The organism is Mesorhizobium sp. USDA 4132 (genome assembly GCF_056279545.1).
In genome coordinates this window covers 4,003,554-4,023,749 of sequence record NZ_JBWCCP010000001.1, presented here as the reverse complement: position 1 = coordinate 4,023,749, position 20,196 = coordinate 4,003,554, and the positions used below count along the sequence as shown (strand labels likewise).

Below are 20,196 nucleotides of genomic sequence, written 5' to 3'. Positions count from 1 at the left end.
CTGCTTGTCGTTTTGCCAGCATTTTTCGCGCTTGCGAAATGAACAAAGGCTCAAAGCGCCTTTTCGAGCTGGGGCAAGATTTCGAAAAGATCGCCAACGATGCCGTAGTCGGCGACCTGGAAGATCGGGGCTTCCTCGTCCTTGTTGATGGCGACGATGACCTTCGAATCCTTCATGCCGGCGAGATGCTGGATGGCACCGGAAATGCCGACGGCGATATAGAGCGCCGGTGCGACCACTTTGCCGGTCTGGCCGACCTGCCAGTCGTTGGGGGCGTAACCCGCGTCGACCGCGGCACGCGATGCGCCGACGGCTGCACCGAGCTTATCGGCGACCGGCAGGATGACTTCCTTGAACTTTTCCGACGAGCCGAGCGCACGACCGCCGGAGATGATGATTTTGGCAGACGTCAGTTCCGGACGTTCGGAAGACGAAAGAGCATCCGAGACGAAGCTCGAAACGCCTGGATTGGCTGCAGCCGAAATGTTTTCGACCGAGGCGGAACCGCCGTCGCCAGCCGCCTGAAAGGAGGCGGTGCGCACCGTGATGACCTTCTTGGCGTCGGTCGACTGGACGGTCTGGATAGCGTTGCCGGCATAGATCGGCCGCTTGAACGTGTCGGCCGAAACGACCTCGACGATCTCCGAGACCTGCATGACGTCGAGCAGGGCTGCGACGCGCGGCATGACGTTCTTGGCGGATGCCGTCGCAGCGGCGATGATCGTGTCGTAGGAACCGGCCAGCGAAACGATCAGAGCCGAAAGCGGTTCTGCGAGGTTGTTGGCGTAGTCGGCGCTGTCAGCGAGCAGGACCTTGGAAACGCCGGCAAGCTTCGCAGCGGCATCGGCAGCGGCTTTGGCGCCGGAACCGGCGACCAGCACGTGCACCTCGCCGCCGATCTTGGAGGCTGCGCTCAGCGCCTTGACTGTCTGGTCGTTGAGGGTCGCATTGTCGTGTTCTGCCAGAAGAAGAATGGCCATGTTGATGTTCTCCCTTTCCTTACAGAACGCCGGCGGTCTTCAAGGCGCCAACCAGTTCCTCGACCGTCTTCACCTTGATGCCCGCCTTGCGGCCGCCCGGTTCTTCCGTCTTCAGGACCTTGAGCCGCGGCGCGGTGTCGACGCCGAAATCTGACGGAGTTTTTTTGTCGAGCGGCTTCTTCTTGGCCTTCATGATGTTCGGCAGTGAAGCGTAACGCGGTTCGTTGAGGCGAAGGTCGGTGGTAACGACGGCTGGAAGCTTGACTTCGATCGTCTGCAGGCCGCCATCGACTTCGCGGGTGACCTTGGCGGAACCGTCGGCCAACTCGATCTTCGAGGCGAAGGTCGCCTGGGCGGAGCCGAGCAGGGCTGCCAGCATCTGGCCGGTCTGGTTCGAATCGTCATCGATCGCCTGTTTGCCGACGATGATCAGGCCCGGCTGTTCGGCATCTACGATGCCTTTCAGGATCTTGGCCACGGCAAGCGGCTCGACCACGTCGTCGGTCTCGACCAGGATCGCCCGGTCGGCGCCCATGGCGAGTGCCGTGCGCAGGGTCTCTTCGGCCTTGGCCGGGCCGATCGACACGACCACCACTTCCTCGCACTTGCCAGCTTCCTTCAGACGCAGAGCCTCCTCGACGGAGATTTCGTCGAAGGGGTTCATCGACATCTTCACATTGGCGAGCTCGACACCCGTTCCGTCCGGCTTTACCCGAATCTTGACGTTGTAATCGACTACGCGCTTGACTGGCACCAGGATCTTCATGGGGTCCTTCCTTGACTATCTCCAGCCGCAAATTGCGACATTTGCTGCTTCCTCATTTGTCAGTTGGCGACATGGATACGCATTTTTCGCGCGATTACAACGCGGATTTGCCTCCAGGCATTGCCGTTTTCTCATAGTCCTATTCGGTTACCGCGGCGATCTGCGGAGCGCCTGGTTTTCGCTCGACGGCTTTCGGGGTGACGATGTCGCGGTCGAACAGCGGCACGCCTTTGCGGCGCATGAACAGCACGAGGATGGCGCCGGCAATGATACCGCCCACATGCGCACCCCAGGAGACCATGCCATCGAGATCGAGCGCCAGCATGGCGAACTGCTGAACGATCCAGAGCGCCAACGGAATGAAGGCCGGCAACGGCAGCGGGATACGGAAGAGAACCAGCACCCAGACCCGCACGCGCGGATGCAGCAGGAAATAGGCCGCAACCACGCCGGAGATCGCCCCGGATGCGCCGATCAGCGGCCCTTCCGAACTCGATGCCACGAAACCGTGGAGAGCGGCGCCCGCCGCTGCGCAGGCGAGGTAGAAGATCAGGAACTTCGCATGCCCCAGCGCATCCTCGACATTGTCGCCGAACACCCAGAGGAACAGCATGTTCGAGGCGAGGTGCCAGAAATCCATGTGCAGAAAGGCATAGGTGACGAAGGTCAGATCGTCCGGCACGACCACCAGCGACGGATCGAGCGTCGCGTAATTGAAGATCACCGCCGGAATGAAGCCGAGCCCAAGCGAGGCGCGTTCGGCCACTTCAGGCGCGGAAAAATTGGTGAAAAGCCATATCAGCACATTGAGAGCGATGATGCTGATCGTGACATATTGCACGCGGATGTACTTGAGTTCGACGGCGTCGTGCAGCGGGATGAACATGCTGTGGCTCCTGCGCCGTTGCGGTTACCGGTTCTTGCCAGGAACCCAGAGTATATCGGCTTTGCCTCCGTCATTGGCAAAACGCGCCGCAACGAACAGAAAATCGGAAAGCCGGTTGATATATTTCAGCGCCGCGACGCCGACGGTCTCGCTTCGGGACAGCTCGACCATCAGCCGTTCGGCACGGCGCGACACGGTGCGGGCAAGATGAAGATGAGCGGCGGCGGCCGATCCGCCCGGCAGCACGAAGGAGGTCAGCGGATCGAGATGGGCGTTCAGCGCATCGATCTCCGTTTCCAGCCGCGTCGCCTGGGCTTCGACGATCCGAAGCGGTTCGTAGTCCAGCTTCTCGCCGGTATCCGGCGTGGCAAGATCGGCACCGAGGTCGAAGAGGTCGTTCTGGATTCGGAAGAGCATGGCATCGAGTTCGGCCATGTCTGACGTGTGCAGGCGCGCCAGCCCGATCGTCGAATTCGTCTCGTCGACCGTGCCATAGGCCTCGACGCGCAGGTCATGCTTGTCGCGGCGTGCACCCGAGACCAGCGCGGTGGTGCCGTTATCGCCGGTGCGCGTGTAGATCTTGTTGAGCTTTACCATCCGCCATCATCAGAATCAGGTCGGGCGACCGCCGCCCGTAATCCAGAGAGTGAGCATGATGAGGACGATTGCAACCGCCTGCAAGAGAATACGCAGTTGCATCAGCTTGTTGGACTTGTTGGCGTCGGTGCCCTTCAACATATTGAACAGCCCGCGGATCAGGACGAGCACCACGAGGCCCATGACGATCAGGGCAAGGACGGTTGTGAAAGTGGACATTGTCGGATTGCTGCCTTTCAATCCAGCCGGCGCATCAATTTATAGAAGAGCACGGCCGGGAGTATTCTTTTCAGGAAAGCGCCCTGTTTGGCGGGCGTTGTTACCAGATAATGTGGCCTCGGACGAGGTGCGGTCAAGGCATGCGTCAAGACGTCATAGACGGCTTCGGGCCCAAGTTTATGGTGGTTGGCCTGCCCCCCGCCCTCGAGGCGCCTGAGCTGCCGCCGATACTGCTCCGCATGGACCGAACCTTCGAGGTCGACATGCTCGCGGATCTTGGCGAGCGCGTTGGCGGTGAAGCGAGAGGTGATCGGTCCGGGCTCGATGAGGCTTACCCCGATGCCGCTGCCTTCGAGTTCCATGCGCATGGTCAGCGTCAGCCCTTCGAGGGCGTATTTCGAGGCTGTGTAGGCGCCGCGATAACGATAGGGCAGCAGGCCCAGTATCGACGAACAGTTGACGATCCGGCCATAACCCTGAGCCCGCATGACCGGGATGACCCGCCGCGTCAGCTCGTGCCAACCGAAGAAATTGGTCTCGAACTGCTCGCGCAGCACATCGGTCGCCAAATCCTCCACCGCACCCGCCTGACCGTAGGCGCCGTTGTTGAATAGCGCATCGAGTCGTCCGCCGGTGCGCTCGATCACTGTTGCGACCAGGGCGGCGATCGTATCCGGCTTGGTGTAATCCATCAAAAGGGCTTCGATGCCGCCCGCCTCGAGGGTTGCGAGATCGGCTTGCCTGCGCACCGTTGCAAAGACCCGCCAGCCATCGGCCTTCAGGGCACGCGCGCAATGGGCGCCGATGCCGGAGGAACAGCCGGTAACGATGATCGTTCTATTTTCGGCCATTCGGTGAGGCTCCCTGTACAATCGAAAGAGTTCCTCCCATATTTCCCACCACGTCACAACGGAGTTGCAATTGCCCGAAGAAAACCGCCCCGTCCGGTGGTATCGCCTCGCCTTCAGGGTGCTTTGGGACGCCTATTGGCATTTCTCGGATGACGATGGCTGGGCGATGGCGAGCCATGTCGCGCTTTCCGGCCTTCTGGCGCTGTTTCCGTTCCTGATCTTCGGCACGGCGCTTGCGGGCTTTCTGGGGGCTGGCGACTTCTCGCAGACGACTGTCCACCTGCTCTTCGATACTTGGCCGGCGGATATCGCGCAGCCCATCGCCTCCGAGCTGCAGCGGGTCCTCGAAATCCCGCGCGGCGGCCTTTTGACGATCTCGGTGCTGGCGGCTGCCTATTTCGCTTCGAATGGCGTCGAAGCCCTGCGCATTTCGCTCAACCGAGCCTATCGCGTCACGGAGACCCGGCCCTGGTATGTGACGCGCCTGGCGAGCCTCGGTTATGTCGTCATCCTGGTGGTGATCTTTGCGGTCCTCAGCATTCTGCTGCTTGCCGTTCCCGTGGCGCTGCGTTTTGCCGAGACCCGATTTTATTTTCCGTGGCTGATCAGCGACCTCACGACGGCGGCAAACTGGGGGCTCTATGGCACCGCCCTATTATTGCTGATCGGCCTGCTCGCTTCCCACAAGTGGTTGCCGGCCGGCCATCGCCGGCTGATCGACATCATCCCCGGCGTGACGTTGACGATCGTCGTCTGGACCTGTTTCGGGCTCGGCTTTGCCGCCTATCTGTCGACCTTCGCCAATTATACCGCCACCTATGCCGGTCTGGCGTCGATCATGATCGTGCTGATCTTCCTTTATATGGTAGGCGTCATCTTCATGCTCGGCGCCGAGTTCAATGCCGCACTGATGAAATACAAGATCTATTCGGTCTTCTCGCGCCGCCGGAAGGCGCATCGCGAGCGGGAGAAAATCCGCTCAGAGGCCGACGAAGCGGCGAATATCGCCGCCCGAGAGGCCCTGGTCGCGAAGCGCCGCGAGCCCGGTTGAGCCCTCGCTTTTCGACAGCTTCCTGCCATCAGGCCCCATGATCAGCCGGTGGTGATGATAGGCCGGCTGCGGCAGTTCCAGCAGTTCCTGCAGCAGGCGGTGCACGGCCGTCGCTTCGAAGAGATCAAGCCCGCGCACCACATGGGTGATGCCCTGCGCCGCATCGTCCACCGTCACCGACAGATGGTAGCTCGACGGCGCATCCGAACGGGACAGGACCACATCGCCCCAGACCGACGGATCGGCGGGGATCTCGCCGCGCGCTCCGTCGCCGCTCTCCGTCCAGTTCAGCGGCGCTTTGATGAGGCCAAGTGCCTTTCCCACGTCGAGGCGAAAGGCATGCCGAACACCCTCCGCGATCAGCCTTCGCCGCTCGGCCTCGCTGCGATATCTGTCGTGGTCGGGATAAAGTGGCGAACCATCCGGATCGCGCGGCCAGCTCTTCCCGTCCGCCTCGTAGGCAGCGACCCTGGCTTTTACGTCGCCGCGGGTCAGGAAGGCCGGATAGACGAGATCCATCTCGGTCAATCGCTCGAGCGCCGCATGGTAGGCGTCGAAATGTTCGGATTGCCGCCGCACCGGCTCTTCCCATCGAAGCCCCAGCCAGGCGAGATCGCGATAGATCGCCGCCTCGAACTCCGGCGTGCAGCGCGCAAGATCGATATCCTCGATGCGCAGCAGGAAATAGCCGCCCATTGCTTCCGCCATGTCGTAGTTGAGCAGCGCCGACAGCGCATGGCCGAGATGCAGAAATCCGTTCGGGCTTGGCGCGAAACGATAGACCGGTTTATCTGGAGGCGGAGCGGGCATGATTTCTTCTGCCATGCTTTTTGAAAAACGGCCATGGGGAGGCAACCAGTGGGGAGGCAGGCGGTGGCGATCATCCGCGATCATTCCGACATTCAGGCGGGGCTCGAGGCGTTGGTGACGCTCGATCCAAGGCTTGCTGATATCGTCGAGGCTTCCGGCCCGGTGCCGCTCAGGCTGAACGAGCCGGGCTTTTCCGGCCTTGCGTCAATCGTCGTATCGCAGATGGTGTCGAGGGCGAGTGCCGAGGCGATCTGGCGGAGGATAACGGCGGCCGGCCCGGTTACCGCCGAAGGGTATCGGGCCTTGGATCCCACTATCATCGCCACGTTCGGCCTCTCACGGGCAAAGGCGGCGACGCTTCATCATTTGTCCACGGCAATTTCGGAAGGGCATTTCGATCTCGCTTCCGTTTGCGCGCTGGAAACGGACGAGGCGATCCGGCAGATGACCACGCTGCCGGGAATCGGTCCGTGGACGGCGGAGGTCTACCTGATGTTCTGCGGCGGACATGCGGATATCTTCCCGGCCGGCGACGTGGCGCTGCAGGCTGCGGTCGCCCACGCATTCGGGCTCGAAACACGGCCGTCCGCCAAAAATCTGGCGGTGATGGCTAAAGCCTGGGGGCCGTGGAGGTCCGTCGCCGCGCGGCTTTTCTGGGCCTATTACGCGGCTAAAATGCGTCGGGATGTCACACCTTTGGCCTGAAGCCGCGTCCGAGTATCCCACTGCATTTATTGGGCTTCACAATCCTGTAACAACGGACCTAATATAGAATATACAGATGCCGAATCGGGTAGGAGCGTCATTTGACGATTGCAGTCTCCCCGCAGGCCCTGCCGGCGCTCGTCCTGAACGCTGACTACCGGCCGCTGAGTTATTATCCCTTGTCGCTTTGGTCCTGGCAGGACGCGATCAAGGCGGTTTTTCTTGACCGTGTGAACATCATCGCGGAATACGATCACTCGGTCTGCTCGCCGAGCTTCTCGATGAAGCTGCCGAGCGTCGTCAGCCTCAAGACCTATGTCCAGCCGACCCGCAATCCGGCGTTCACCCGATTCAACGTCTTCCTGCGCGACCGGTTCGAGTGCCAATATTGCGGAGAACACGATGATCTCACCTTCGACCACGTCATCCCGCGCGCCCATGGCGGCGAGACCACCTGGGAGAATGTCGTGGCCGCCTGTTCACCCTGCAATCTGAGGAAAGGCAGCAAGCTGCCGAAGCAGGCCGCCATGTTCCCGCACCAGAAGCCCTACCAGCCGACGGTGCAGGATCTGCATAATAACGGTCGGCTGTTCCCGCCGAACTATCTGCACGAAAGCTGGATGGACTATCTTTACTGGGATACGGAACTGCAGCCGTAAGACGGAGCGGATCGAGCCGGTATTAGAGGGGATGAAGGTCGATCCGGGGCAGCCTGCGCGAGAAATCGACCTGATCAGTGAGGGCGTGCTGCGTTTTGAAGTTCAGCGGGTGGCAAATTCGCTACCGGCTGGCGACTTCGTCGGGCGACTGGGTGTTGAGCAGCGTATCGATCCGCTTGCGTTCTTCTTCGAACCGGGCGAGCGCCTTGCCATTCAGCGAATTGCCGCCGGGCAGGCGGACTTTCATCGCATCGACCTTGGTACCGTTGACGATCAATTCGTAATGAAGGTGGGTGCCGGTCGACTGGCCGGTGGAGCCGACGTAACCGATGACCTGGCCCTGGGTGATCTTGGCGCCTTCGCGAACCCCCGGCGCGATCGCGCTCTGGTGATTATAGGAGGAGACATAGCCATTGGCGTGGCGGATGAGGGTCTGGTTGCCGTAGCCGCCGGAGTCCCAGCCGGCCTTTTCGACGACGCCGTTGCCGGTAGCGATGATCGGCGTGCCGCGCGGGGCTGCCCAGTCGGTGCCGGTATGCATGAGGGCTTTCCCGAGAATCGGATGGCCGCGCATGCCGAAACCGGAGGTCATGCGGCCGTTCGGAAGCGGGTTGCGCAGCAGGAACTGGCGGATACTCTTGCCGTCCTCGTCGAAATAATCGACCGAATTGTCGTCCGAATTCTGAAAGCGGTAGAAACGGCTCGTCGTGTCGCCAAAGCGGGCGTTGACGTAAAGCAGTTCGGAATCCTTGTTGGCCTGACCCTTTTCGTCGGCGACCGAGAAGAAGGCCTCGATCTTGTCCGTCGGCTTTAGCTGGGCCTGCAGGTCGACGTTGCTGGCAAGCAATTTCACCAGCGTCCCCGTCATTTCCTTGCTCATGCCGTAGGAAAGGGCTGCCCGGTAGATGCCGTCGTAGACGCGCGGCAGTTCGCGGCCGGCGACGACCTGTGCGGGCTGTTCGCTGAAGGCCGAGGCGACCGCGTCCAACATCGGCGGCTCCTGGCCATCCACGAAGCGGCCGTGGTCGTCGAGGGCGACCGTTACCCGGTGATCGCCGCGCCGGTAGAGGCTGGCGCGCACGACCAGAACCATGTCGCCTTCCTGAATAACCCCGATGCGCAGCACGTCGCCGACGGAAAGATTGGCTTCGCCGAGGCGGGATTGCAGGTAGCCGGAAATTTCCCGCGCCTTGCCTTCCGGATAGCCGACCTCAGCCATCGCCTGGCTGACCGTTTCGACCTTGCGCACCGGAATGATGTCGTCGGCATATTCGCGGGTATGGGAGTTGATCGCCTCAGGTGTTGAAACCGAGATGTTTTCCTCGACGACGCGGGCCGAAAGGCCGGCGGTGATATCGAGACCGCCGCCGTCATCCTTTGAGGAGAAGCGCTGCGGGTCGACATAATAGAGAGCGGAAAGCTGGCCACCGCCGTCGGTGAGCACCGAGCCGTTGGAACGGACGTTCTCCTCGACCTCCTCCAGCGTCATCGCCGGCGCGAAGGCATACATGCTGCCCTTGATGGGGAAGGCCACGGTCTGGAGACTGACCTCGGATTCGACGTTCGACCCGTAGATGACGCCGGCGCGCGCTGCAGGCGGCGGCGGGGTCTCGCTTGAGGAGAAGATCGTCATCGGATCGAAGTTCGGGTAATCTTCCTGCGCCACGTGGTTTGCGGCAAGGTTCATCTTCACATGCGCGAACGGCTTGCGGCGGACGACTTCCTTATTGCCCTCGTGCACGACCGTCGAGACTTCCATCACCTTCCGGTCGGTCGGCATGGCAACGATATTGCCGCCGAGCAGCCGCTTGCCGCGTGACGCTGCATCAGCATCGTTTGTCGGGATGGCGGCGGAGGCTTCGGCAGGGATGGCAAGCTGCTGCCGGCCGTCGAGGGCGGCAAACAAAGCAACGCCCATCAGAATGGAAGAGGTAATGCCGGTCAGGAAGGTACCGGACAGCCAACGCAACGAAATCTCACGTCGATCCGGAGCGCGACGGCCGTCGGCGAGGATCGGCGGTTCGTTGCCGAGCGAGCGGATCATGCTGCGGGCCGTCATCATGCCAATTAAAGCCAGTCCCTGATACTCGTTATTGCCGTAGGCAGCTTTTATACTGCCTGCGGGACCTTGGGCCAAACATGTGCCCCTTTCAACATAGAGAGTCAAATCGGCGACGGTGCAAACGCGTACATTCGCCTGACATGCGCTTTTCGATTCCCTACTGGCCCTGTGGTAACCATGAGATTGTGAATTTGTCGGGGCGGTTTTGGGGCGAGGGCCGAAAGGGCGCTGTTTATACCTGCTTCAGGGGGTCAAAAGTTGCCGGAAAACGGAAATTCGAAGAGTTTTTCCGAAATTCATCTTTTAAATCATTAGGTTGGCATTTTTCCCAAGATTTCTGAATCAAGGCTGTTGACTTCAAACTGGGGTCGGCACTATAACCCGCTCACTGAACGAGGGCGGCGGCGCTGCTGGCGACGACGACTTTCGTTCTACAGAAATCACTGATTGATTGGCGCATGCTGGTTGGGACCGAGTTTCGGTTTGGTCTCTTGGGGTGTTGCTGTTTCGAGAAGTTTTGACGGTTTGGCCTTTTGGGTTTTGAAGCGTCGGTTATTTGACAATTGAAGATGAGAAGAAAGAGAAACGTGGTCGGCGGTTTTCGCGGATCGGGGTTTAGGCCTTGATCTATGGAAGACAAATGACGGTCACGTTTTGAACAAGAGAACACCTGGTTAGGTGCGCAGTGATGCGGACCTGATCATAGTGAGTTCTCGTCGATTCAGAACAAGAGTGATTAGTCGGATTGGATTCTCAACTTGAGAGTTTGATCCTGGCTCAGAACGAACGCTGGCGGCAGGCTTAACACATGCAAGTCGAGCGCCCCGCAAGGGGAGCGGCAGACGGGTGAGTAACGCGTGGGAATCTACCCATCCCTACGGAACAACTCCGGGAAACTGGAGCTAATACCGTATACGCCCTTTGGGGGAAAGATTTATCGGGGATGGATGAGCCCGCGTTGGATTAGCTAGTTGGTGGGGTAAAGGCCTACCAAGGCGACGATCCATAGCTGGTCTGAGAGGATGATCAGCCACATTGGGACTGAGACACGGCCCAAACTCCTACGGGAGGCAGCAGTGGGGAATATTGGACAATGGGCGCAAGCCTGATCCAGCCATGCCGCGTGAGTGATGAAGGTCTTAGGATTGTAAAGCTCTTTCACCGGAGAAGATAATGACGGTATCCGGAGAAGAAGCCCCGGCTAACTTCGTGCCAGCAGCCGCGGTAATACGAAGGGGGCTAGCGTTGTTCGGAATTACTGGGCGTAAAGCGCACGTAGGCGGATATTTAAGTCAGGGGTGAAATCCCAGAGCTCAACTCTGGAACTGCCTTTGATACTGGGTATCTTGAGTATGGAAGAGGTAAGTGGAATTGCGAGTGTAGAGGTGAAATTCGTAGATATTCGCAGGAACACCAGTGGCGAAGGCGGCTTACTGGTCCATTACTGACGCTGAGGTGCGAAAGCGTGGGGAGCAAACAGGATTAGATACCCTGGTAGTCCACGCCGTAAACGATGAATGTTAGCCGTCGGCAAGTTTACTTGTCGGTGGCGCAGCTAACGCATTAAACATTCCGCCTGGGGAGTACGGTCGCAAGATTAAAACTCAAAGGAATTGACGGGGGCCCGCACAAGCGGTGGAGCATGTGGTTTAATTCGAAGCAACGCGCAGAACCTTACCAGCCCTTGACATGCCCGGACAGCTACAGAGATGTAGTGTTCCCTTCGGGGACCGGGACACAGGTGCTGCATGGCTGTCGTCAGCTCGTGTCGTGAGATGTTGGGTTAAGTCCCGCAACGAGCGCAACCCTCGCCCTTAGTTGCCAGCATTCAGTTGGGCACTCTAAGGGGACTGCCGGTGATAAGCCGAGAGGAAGGTGGGGATGACGTCAAGTCCTCATGGCCCTTACGGGCTGGGCTACACACGTGCTACAATGGTGGTGACAGTGGGCAGCGAAGGAGCGATCCCGAGCTAATCTCCAAAAGCCATCTCAGTTCGGATTGCACTCTGCAACTCGAGTGCATGAAGTTGGAATCGCTAGTAATCGCGGATCAGCACGCCGCGGTGAATACGTTCCCGGGCCTTGTACACACCGCCCGTCACACCATGGGAGTTGGTTTTACCCGAAGGTAGTGCGCTAACCGCAAGGAGGCAGCTAACCACGGTAGGGTCAGCGACTGGGGTGAAGTCGTAACAAGGTAGCCGTAGGGGAACCTGCGGCTGGATCACCTCCTTTCTAAGGAAGCTGTGGAACGGTAAGACGACCGGCTCGTGTCTTCGGACATGCCCCGGTATGAACCTTCCCGTGCTTTTTAGAACAATAGATGGCACCAGTCAGGTGACCATCGAAACGCAATACGCCACGGAATGCTTTAAGCATCGGATGGTATGGCGAACCCGCCGACTACGTTTCTCTTTCTTCAAAAGGATATGAACCATTGAGCGCGCTCACGGGCTGTTCGCACCTTCGGTGCGGCCCTCCGCGAGGGCGCCGGACGACCGGCGACGGCCTCTGGCCTGTACGGGTGCCTGCTTTTAGGCGCTTCGCTCGGCGAGATGGGCCCGTAGCTCAGTTGGTTAGAGCACACGCTTGATAAGCGTGGGGTCGGTAGTTCGAGTCTACCCGGGCCCACCATTCTTGGTTCGCCACTGTTGGTTTGCTTGTTGGTTTACCTGATCCTGGCGTTTGTACGTCAGGTGTTTGTGATGGTTGGGGCTGTAGCTCAGCTGGGAGAGCACCTGCTTTGCAAGCAGGGGGTCAGCGGTTCGATCCCGCTCAGCTCCACCAATTCACTTTGGTGTCGAGACGAGCGGCAAAACATATCCTTTGAAGAAAATACAAGTTTGCATCACTTCGATGAAGTGCTGCCTGTTCTGCAAAAATCGTGAAGAGAAGATTGATCTGGAGGCTTCCAGGTATGGGTTTAGGCCCATGTCCGAAGCCGGTTCCAATGATGTCGTTGATGGCCTAGCCGGCCGGATACGAAAGAGGGATCGGAATAGGAAGGAAGCTTGTCACTCTGGTCGGTCGTTGTTGTCATTTTGAGGGACTTGTCCTGAAGAATGGCTCTGATGACTTACTGATGGCCGTTGCCTGACCGCGCGGTCCTGGATCACATCTCGAGAAGCTGGTCTTAAAGACAAGTTTGTGAAGCGGGTCGCTCGGCGTGACCCCAATCAAGCAAGCTTGTCGAACACGTCGATGGCATCATGAGAAGGGCTGGTTGTAAAAGGTAACCGGTCCGCCACGCATTGGGTCTGAAAGCCCGATGGGTGGCTATATTGATGAGCATTGGCAATGAGAACGATTAAGTGTCGTAAGGGCATTTGGTGGATGCCTTGGCATGCACAGGCGAAGAAGGACGTGATACGCTGCGATAAGCCGTGGGGAGCTGCGAATGAGCTTTGATCCATGGATCTCCGAATGGGGCAACCCACCTTAGATGCTTGGGAAATCATTTTGGTTGTCGAACCTTTGGTTCGACGTTGCGGCGAACGATCGCCGACGGCCTCTGGCCTGTATGGGAACTTCCCAATACAGCGCGGAGCGCGTCGCCGGTCGTCCGGCGTTAAAACCAAAAATGGTTTCCAAGCATTGTTAAAAGGTATCTTACCTTCGAATAAAATAGGGGTAAGAAGCGAACTCGGGGAACTGAAACATCTAAGTACCCGAAGGAAAGGACATCAACCGAGACTCCGTAAGTAGTGGCGAGCGAACACGGACCAGGCCAGTGGCAATCAGGAATAAAGCCGAACGCTTTGGAAAAGGCGGCCGTAGCGGGTGATAGCCCCGTAGGCGTAGAACACTGATTGTCCTAGAGTAGGGCGGGACACGTGAAATCCTGTCTGAACATGGGGAGACCACTCTCCAAGCCTAAGTACTCGTGCATGACCGATAGCGAACAAGTACCGTGAGGGAAAGGTGAAAAGCACCCCGACAAGGGGAGTGAAATAGAACCTGAAACCGGATGCCTACAAACAGTCGGAGGGGGCAACCCTGACGGCGTACCTTTTGTATAATGGGTCAACGACTTAGTGTAACTAGCAAGCTTAAGCCGGTAGGTGTAGGCGCAGCGAAAGCGAGTCTGAACAGGGCGTTCAGTTAGTTGCATTAGACCCGAAACCGAGTGATCTAGCCATGAGCAGGTTGAAGGTTGGGTAACACCAACTGGAGGACCGAACCCGCATCTGTTGCAATAGATTGGGATGACTTGTGGCTAGGGGTGAAAGGCCAATCAAACTCGGAAATAGCTGGTTCTCCGCGAAAACTATTTAGGTAGTGCGTCGATCGAATACCCCGGGGGGTAGAGCACTGGATGGGCTATGGGGACTCACCGTCTTACTGATCCTAACCAAACTCCGAATACCCGGGAGTACTAATCGGCAGACACACGGCGGGTGCTAACGTCCGTCGTGAAAAGGGAAACAACCCTGACCTCCAGCTAAGGTCCCCAAGTCATGGCTAAGTGGGAAAGGATGTGAGGATCCCAAAACAACCAGGATGTTGGCTTAGAAGCAGCCATCATTTAAAGAAAGCGTAACAGCTCACTGGTCTAATTAAGGGTCTTTGCGCCGAAAATGTAACGGGGCTAAAGCCATGCACCGAAGCTGAGGATGTACACGCAAGTGTATGTGGTAGCGGAGCGTTCCGTAAGTCTGTGAAGGAGGACCCGTGAGGGCCTCTGGAGATATCGGAAGTGCGAATGTTGACATGAGTAACGATAAAGAGGGTGAGAGACCCTCTCGCCGAAAGACCAAGGGTTCCTGCTTAAAGTTAATCTGAGCAGGGTTAGCCGGCCCCTAAGCCGAGGCAGAAATGCGTAGGTGATGGGAACCACGTTAATATTCGTGGGCCTGGTGGTAGTGACGGATCGCAAAAATTGTTCAACCTTATTGGATTGGTTGGGCAGTGGGGCGGTTCCAGGAAATAGCTCCACCGTATAGACCGTACCCGAAACCGACACAGGTGGTCAGGTAGAGTATACCAAGGCGCTTGAGAGAACTATGTTGAAGGAACTCGGCAAATTGCACGCGTAACTTCGGAAGAAGCGTGACCCCATTTTGGGCAACCATAATGGGGTGGCACAGACCAGGGGGTAGCGACTGTTTATCAAAAACACAGGGCTCTGCGAAGTCTAAAGACGACGTATAGGGTCTGACGCCTGCCCGGTGCTGGAAGGTTAAGAGGAGAGGTGCAAGCTTTGAATCGAAGCCCCAGTAAACGGCGGCCGTAACTATAACGGTCCTAAGGTAGCGAAATTCCTTGTCGGGTAAGTTCCGACCTGCACGAATGGCGTAACGACTTCCCCGCTGTCTCCAACATAGACTCAGTGAAATTGAATTCCCCGTGAAGATGCGGGGTTCCTGCGGTCAGACGGAAAGACCCCGTGCACCTTTACTATAGCTTTACACTGGCATTCGTGTCGGCATGTGTAGGATAGGTGGTAGGCTTTGAAGCGGGGACGCCAGTCTTCGTGGAGCCATCCTTGAAATACCACCCTTATCGTCATGGATGTCTAACCGCGGTCCGTCATCCGGATCCGGGACAGTGTATGGTGGGTAGTTTGACTGGGGCGGTCGCCTCCGAAAGAGTAACGGAGGCGCGCGATGGTGGGCTCAGACCGGTCGGAAATCGGTCGTCGAGTGCAATGGCATAAGCCCGCCTGACTGCGAGACTGACAAGTCGAGCAGAGACGAAAGTCGGTCATAGTGATCCGGTGGTCCCGCGTGGAAGGGCCATCGCTCAACGGATAAAAGGTACGCCGGGGATAACAGGCTGATGACCCCCAAGAGTCCATATCGACGGGGTTGTTTGGCACCTCGATGTCGGCTCATCGCATCCTGGGGCTGGAGCAGGTCCCAAGGGTTTGGCTGTTCGCCAATTAAAGCGGTACGTGAGCTGGGTTCAGAACGTCGTGAGACAGTTCGGTCCCTATCTGCCGTGGGTGTAGGAATATTGACAGGATCTGTCCCTAGTACGAGAGGACCGGGATGGACATATCTCTGGTGGACCTGTTGTCCTGCCAAGGGCATAGCAGGGTAGCTATATATGGAATGGATAACCGCTGAAGGCATCTAAGCGGGAAACCAACCTGAAAACGAGTATTCCCTATCAGGGCCGTGGAAGACGACCACGTTGATAGGCCGGGTGTGGACGTGCAGCAATGCATGAAGCTTACCGGTACTAATCGCCCGATTGGCTTGATCGTTCTCATTGTTCATGCTCATCAAGCTTTGCTTGATGATGCCAAAGACCTTTGTCCTGACGCTGTCGCATCCTTCGGATGCTGCGCTGCGGACGGCTCGCCAAACGATTGGCGACGGCCGCTGGCCTGTATGGGTGCCTCAAGCGCTCGTCAGGTCCGGAAAGGTTCAAAGACGTGTTCAAAGACTAAAAAATGAGGTTCGCCTCAACCAGCTTCTCACAATGTTGCGCTTCGCTGACCTGGTGGTCATTGCGGGGCGGCCGCACCCGTTCCCATTCCGAACACGGCCGTGAAACGCCCCTGCGCCAATGGTACTCCGTCTCAAGACGCGGGAGAGTAGGTCGCTGCCAGGTCTGCCAAACGCAACATATCTTCTCAATCCACGAAAACAAACGGCCCTTGGCCGAAACCAAGGGCCGCCCACAAGCGGCCTTTCGTCGTTTGAAAACCTGAAATACGAGGAAATCGCACCCCATATCTTCCAGTGCGACCCTCACAGGAGACAACTCGGCTTCGCCAAGTTGCTCAGGCAGAAGACATAACCGCTCGAAGCGGTTACGCCACCGCGACAAAACCTTCGGTTTTGCGCATCGCTATTTTGCCGCAGGCAAAAAGCTCTCAGGACGACGGTTCCCGTCGCCTGTACAACGCGGGGTGGAGCAGCCCGGTAGCTCGTCAGGCTCATAACCTGAAGGCCGCAGGTTCAAATCCTGCCCCCGCAACCAAATTCTTCCCACAACTTCAATAACTTCGCGGCATCCCCACGGAGGCCGTAGTCGTTTCTACGCCTGGAGCCGGTCGTCAATCTGCTGGATGAGGTAGCCCTTGCCGGGATCGACCAGAGGGCCTGTGCCGGACGCCGCGATGGTGCCGCCGGCCGCGAGCGCCGGATGAAGTCCGTACCCGCAAAACCCGGCCGGCGCGACCGTCGCTGCGGCCACAGATTGCAGGAAGTGGCGGCGTCGATCGGTATCGTCTTTGCTTGATGCGACGCGATCCGGCAAGTCCTGAGCTTCGGCTATTTCGGACATGCGGCTCCGCTGCTCACCCAGCTTTCGGCATCCTTCATGAATTCCTCATAGGGGACGGGCGGGGTTGTTCGTGTCTTCCCGGTCCGGTCGACGCCTGGCGACCAGGCCCATCTGACGAGAGCCGATCTGAGATGATCTATGACCTGACCGCCATTGCGGTTTCCGTTGTGTTGTGGATCCTTCAGGTGTTCGCAAAGCTCATGTTGGGAAAGGCCGTCCCAACCCATGGTGAGTGGCGCGAGCCGCCATTCGTCGTTGGCGCCGGGGACGCCACTGGCTGCGTTGTTCGATCGTCCGTGACAGGTGGAACAAGGCAGGCCGGCCGCACCATCATCTGCGGGTCCACGCATCACATGGAACATGTGTCGATGCCGGTCGTCGCCCTGGCGCGGAAAGCCCGTCAGGGTATGGCAATTCTGACAGCGGGGGCTGGCCATGACGCGTGCAACCGTGTCGAAGGCGTCGGCCGCCGACGTACCGTCGCCCTTCGCTTGCGACCGCACAGGCGGCACGAAGGCCAAGGCTACCATCACGCCGAGCGTCACACCGGCGAGTGTTCGTGCCTGAAGCAAACGGCCAATCATCACGCACCTCGCACTGCACGATGCACTGCGGCGCGGATGCGGGCATAGGTGCCGCAGCGGCACAGATTGGTGATTGCCGCATCGATGTCGTCATCGGTTGGATGCGGCCTGTCTTTGAGCAGCGCGGCGGCGGCCATGATCATGCCGGATTGACAATAGCCGCATTGCGGAACCTGTTCCGCAATCCAGGCCCGCTGCAAGGGATGCGAGCGATCGTCCGATAGCCCCTCAATCGTCGTGACCTGTTTGTCTTCCGCGTCAGCGAGCGAAAAGGAACAGGAGCGTACTGGCTGGCCGTCGACATGCACTGTACAGGCGCCGCACGCAGCGATGCCGCAGCCGAATTTGGTGCCGGTCAGCCCGAGGTGGTCGCGCAACGCCCATAGTAGCGGCGTGTCCGGATCGGCGTCGACCGTGACCGCACTCCCATTGACTAAAAATCGCGTCATTATATGGCTCCCGTCAGACCAACTGATAGCCGCTGCGCGAAATCGGCAGGGTTCGGATGCGCTCGCCAGTCGCGGCGAACACGGCATTGCAGAAAGCAGCGTGCGTCGGCACCGGACCTAACTCGCCAACACCGGTCGGCTCGCCGCCGCTGTCGACGAACCGCGTCGTGATTTTAGGGGTTTCCGACAGGTGCAACGGATCGAATTGATCGAAGTTCGTCTGCTCGATCTCGCTGTTAGCGAAAGTGACCTCCGTGCGCAGACCGGAAAGACCCCAGACCACGCCTCCTTCGATGTTGGATGTGGCAATGCCTGAGTCGAGTGTGCGGCCAATGTCGACGGCGCTCCAGACGTGGTGACACCTAACGTCCTTGTTCATGACGGAGATTTCGACGACTTGCGCGATATAGCCGCCGAATGCCTTGGCGAGCGCCAGGCCGCGGAACCGCCCGGCCGGCAATGCGTTCGACCAGCCGCACAGCGCCCCAACGGCCTTCAGCACGCCAACCGCGCGAGGATCGGAAGCGGCAAGCTTCAGCCGATATGAAAGCGGGTCGTCCTTGGCGCGATACGCCAATTCGTCGACGACACTTTCCAGGACAAAGTTGTTCGGCCCGTGGCCGGTTGTGCGCCAGACGGAAACGGCAAGCGGCGTGCCGACGCGATGCTGCTCGACCGCGTAGTTTTGAATGGCGTAAGGCGTTTCCGTCAGACCTTCGACCGCCATGCCGTCATAGGCCGCCGGCGGCATGATCGGGCGCGCCCAGTCGCCCTCTGCCTTGATAACGCCGCGCGGGAATATATAGAGCATGTGGGACGGCGAGACGACACGATGGGTCATCGCCACCGGTAGGCCGTCACTGCCGAGAGACGCCTTCACATCATGAACCATTGGCGGGCGGTAGGCGTCGTAGCGAAAATCTTCTTCCCGGCTCCAGATGACCTTGACAGGACGGCCAGCGGCCTTTGCGACCATGATGGCGATCTTGGCGAAATCCGCGAGCAGCCGCCGGCCAAAGCCGCCGCCGAGCAACGTCCGGTGGATTATGATCTGGTCGTCCGTGAGGCCCGTCACCTGCTTAGCGACGGCATGGGTGATCTCGACGCCCTGCGTCGGAATCCACAACTCGCACCGGTCCCGCGTCACATGGGCCGTGCAGTTCATCGGCTCCATTGTCGCATGCGCCTGAGCGGGGATCTCGAAAGTTGCCTCCAGCACGTCGTTCGCGGCCGCCAGAGCGGCGGTGGCATCGCCTGCTTTGACCTTGGCGTCGAACGAGGCGGATTTCAGCAGCGCGATATATTCGGCCTTCTGGCCCTCGGTTGAATATCCGGCGAGCGGACCAGGCGCGAATGTAAGCTCGGCCCGGTCGAGAGCCTGCTTCGCTGTCCAGTAGTCATTGGCAACGACGGCGAGGCCGGACAGAATTTCGACGACGGCAAGCACGCCACGTTCGGCCTTGATCGCCGTTGCATCGAATGTCGCGAGCGATCCCCCTTGCGAACGGGCCCGGCGGATAGCGGCCACCGCCATGCCAGGCACTTTCACATCGATGCCGAAGATCGCCGATCCATCGACCTTCGAGGGTATGTCGACGCGGGGCTGCGGCTTGCCGATGAGGTCCGAGCTGCTTGCCGGCTTGATCTGGGGTTTTTTCGGGACATCGAGCCTCGCCGCGTCCGCGGCAACCGAGCCAAAGGTCACCATCCGGCCTGTCGGATCATGATGGATGCGGCCCTTGTCGACGCGAAGGCTGGCAGCCGCAACACTCAGGCGCGCCGCGGCCGCCTCGACGAGCATCTCGCGTGCGGCCGCGCCGATGGTCCGCATGATCGGGAAGAAGGTCGAGATCGATTCGCTGTTGCCGGTGAACATCCACTGATATTGCGGATGCCGGTAAGCGGGATCGAAATCGGACCATTCCAGCCTGACCCGCGACCAGTCTGCGCCGAGCTCGTCCACGAGCGCCAGGGGAAGGGTGGTTTGGATGCCCTGTCCCATTTCCGATTGGGACAGCAGTATCGTCACTTGATCGTCAGGATCGATGCGCAACCAGGCATTCACGAATTTGCCCAGGGATGCGGCCCGCGCTTTCACGGTCAAGTTCGCCGACAAGACCAGCGCGCCGGCCATGCCCAGGAACTGCCTTCGATCCAGTGATACGGGCTTTGTCGCAAGTGGGGTACGCATCATGGTCAGCAATTCGCTCCAAGCTCCGCAGGCCCATGCCAGTACCGGCCTCTAGCCATCGATCATAGGATTTGCCATTATTCGATCAACTGAAATCGCTAGATATGCGATATGAACGAATGTGATATCACATCGCCGAAACAGGTGATC

The 20,196-nt window shown here is 59.0% G+C and carries 15 protein-coding genes, 3 tRNA genes and 3 rRNA genes; 9 read left to right on the top strand and 12 right to left on the bottom strand.

All coding sequences use genetic code 11. The annotated features are described in order from the left end of the window. Positions 1-50: 50 nt before the first annotated feature. The 6 genes from ACZ9IU_RS20145 to ACZ9IU_RS20120 all read right to left on the bottom strand — a co-directional run bounded on the left by ACZ9IU_RS20145 (position 51) and on the right by ACZ9IU_RS20120 (position 4,299). Positions 51-980: an electron transfer flavoprotein subunit alpha/FixB family protein gene (locus ACZ9IU_RS20145; protein ID WP_038546303.1), complete on the bottom strand. Its 930-nt coding sequence runs from the start codon at positions 978-980 to the stop codon at positions 51-53. Positions 981-999: 19 nt separating this feature from the next. Continuing rightward, complete coding sequence (locus tag ACZ9IU_RS20140) at positions 1,000-1,746, bottom strand: electron transfer flavoprotein subunit beta/FixA family protein (protein WP_038546301.1); 747 nt, start codon at positions 1,744-1,746, stop codon at positions 1,000-1,002. Between the two features lie 139 nt (positions 1,747-1,885). Continuing rightward, positions 1,886-2,632: a rhomboid family intramembrane serine protease gene (locus tag ACZ9IU_RS20135; protein WP_038546299.1), complete on the bottom strand. Its 747-nt coding sequence runs from the start codon at positions 2,630-2,632 to the stop codon at positions 1,886-1,888. A gap of 24 nt (positions 2,633-2,656) precedes the next feature. Continuing rightward, positions 2,657-3,229, bottom strand: coding sequence for a cob(I)yrinic acid a,c-diamide adenosyltransferase (locus ACZ9IU_RS20130; protein WP_038546296.1), 573 nt, complete (start codon positions 3,227-3,229; stop codon positions 2,657-2,659). 15 nt (positions 3,230-3,244) lie between these two features. Continuing rightward, entirely contained in the window at positions 3,245-3,448 is a 204-nt protein-coding gene (locus tag ACZ9IU_RS20125) for a twin transmembrane helix small protein (RefSeq protein ID WP_038546293.1), read from the bottom strand. A 17-nt stretch (positions 3,449-3,465) separates the two neighbouring features. Then, positions 3,466-4,299, bottom strand: a complete 834-nt coding sequence (locus ACZ9IU_RS20120) for an SDR family oxidoreductase (protein WP_038546291.1) — start codon at positions 4,297-4,299, stop codon at positions 3,466-3,468. Between the two features lie 70 nt (positions 4,300-4,369). Here ACZ9IU_RS20120 and ACZ9IU_RS20115 point away from each other — a divergent pair, with 70 nt between their 5' ends. Then, positions 4,370-5,350, top strand: a complete 981-nt coding sequence (locus tag ACZ9IU_RS20115) for a YhjD/YihY/BrkB family envelope integrity protein (protein WP_051899853.1) — start codon at positions 4,370-4,372, stop codon at positions 5,348-5,350. Here the strand turns inward: ACZ9IU_RS20115 and gluQRS are convergent. Further along, entirely contained in the window at positions 5,279-6,175 is an 897-nt protein-coding gene (gene gluQRS, locus ACZ9IU_RS20110; RefSeq protein WP_038546288.1) for a tRNA glutamyl-Q(34) synthetase GluQRS, read from the bottom strand. The two genes, ACZ9IU_RS20115 and gluQRS, sit on opposite strands and share 72 nt — an antisense overlap. 18 nt (positions 6,176-6,193) lie before the next feature. Between gluQRS and ACZ9IU_RS20105 the strand changes: the two genes are divergently transcribed. Both ACZ9IU_RS20105 and ACZ9IU_RS20100 read left to right on the top strand, forming a co-directional pair. After that, positions 6,194-6,865, top strand: coding sequence for a DNA-3-methyladenine glycosylase family protein (locus ACZ9IU_RS20105; RefSeq protein ID WP_157885186.1), 672 nt, complete (start codon positions 6,194-6,196; stop codon positions 6,863-6,865). 101 nt (positions 6,866-6,966) lie between these two features. Continuing rightward, positions 6,967-7,524, top strand: coding sequence for an HNH endonuclease (locus tag ACZ9IU_RS20100; RefSeq protein WP_007767848.1), 558 nt, complete (start codon positions 6,967-6,969; stop codon positions 7,522-7,524). 121 nt (positions 7,525-7,645) lie between these two features. Here ACZ9IU_RS20100 and ACZ9IU_RS20095 read toward each other — a convergent pair whose 3' ends face one another. Then, positions 7,646-9,586 (bottom strand): M23 family metallopeptidase, encoded by a 1,941-nt coding sequence (locus tag ACZ9IU_RS20095; RefSeq protein WP_038546282.1) that lies wholly within the window; start codon positions 9,584-9,586, stop codon positions 7,646-7,648. Positions 9,587-10,340: 754 nt separating this feature from the next. On the opposite strand from ACZ9IU_RS20095, the gene ACZ9IU_RS20090 reads away from it, so the two are divergent. From ACZ9IU_RS20090 to ACZ9IU_RS20065, 6 genes are all read left to right on the top strand, one after another. After that, a 16S ribosomal RNA gene (locus tag ACZ9IU_RS20090) occupies positions 10,341-11,821 on the top strand. Between the two features lie 322 nt (positions 11,822-12,143). Next, positions 12,144-12,220, top strand: a tRNA-Ile gene (locus tag ACZ9IU_RS20085). 77 nt (positions 12,221-12,297) lie between these two features. Continuing rightward, positions 12,298-12,373: transfer RNA gene (locus ACZ9IU_RS20080), tRNA-Ala, on the top strand. Positions 12,374-12,891: 518 nt separating this feature from the next. After that, positions 12,892-15,794 (top strand): 23S ribosomal RNA (locus ACZ9IU_RS20075). Between the two features lie 235 nt (positions 15,795-16,029). Further along, positions 16,030-16,144: ribosomal RNA gene (gene rrf, locus ACZ9IU_RS20070) — 5S ribosomal RNA — on the top strand. The 16S, 23S and 5S rRNA genes sit together here with 3 tRNA genes alongside, the layout of an rRNA operon. A gap of 295 nt (positions 16,145-16,439) precedes the next feature. Further along, positions 16,440-16,516: transfer RNA gene (locus ACZ9IU_RS20065), tRNA-Met, on the top strand. Between the two features lie 57 nt (positions 16,517-16,573). Here the strand turns inward: ACZ9IU_RS20065 and ACZ9IU_RS20060 are convergent. From ACZ9IU_RS20060 to ACZ9IU_RS20045, 4 genes are read right to left on the bottom strand one after another with little or no spacing between them, the layout of a single operon-like run. Beyond that, positions 16,574-16,822: a hypothetical protein gene (locus ACZ9IU_RS20060; RefSeq protein ID WP_038546279.1), complete on the bottom strand. Its 249-nt coding sequence runs from the start codon at positions 16,820-16,822 to the stop codon at positions 16,574-16,576. Beyond that, complete coding sequence (locus tag ACZ9IU_RS20055) at positions 16,810-17,406, bottom strand: hypothetical protein (RefSeq protein WP_051899852.1); 597 nt, start codon at positions 17,404-17,406, stop codon at positions 16,810-16,812. The genes ACZ9IU_RS20060 and ACZ9IU_RS20055 overlap by 13 nt, the downstream gene beginning before the upstream one ends. Continuing rightward, a complete protein-coding gene (locus ACZ9IU_RS20050) occupies positions 17,406-17,855 on the bottom strand; it encodes a (2Fe-2S)-binding protein (RefSeq protein ID WP_038546276.1) in 450 nt (149 codons plus the stop codon). Before ACZ9IU_RS20050 ends, ACZ9IU_RS20055 begins: the two co-directional genes overlap by 1 nt. A gap of 13 nt (positions 17,856-17,868) precedes the next feature. Next, positions 17,869-20,049: a xanthine dehydrogenase family protein molybdopterin-binding subunit gene (locus tag ACZ9IU_RS20045; RefSeq protein ID WP_157885185.1), complete on the bottom strand. Its 2,181-nt coding sequence runs from the start codon at positions 20,047-20,049 to the stop codon at positions 17,869-17,871. Positions 20,050-20,196 lie beyond the last annotated feature (147 nt).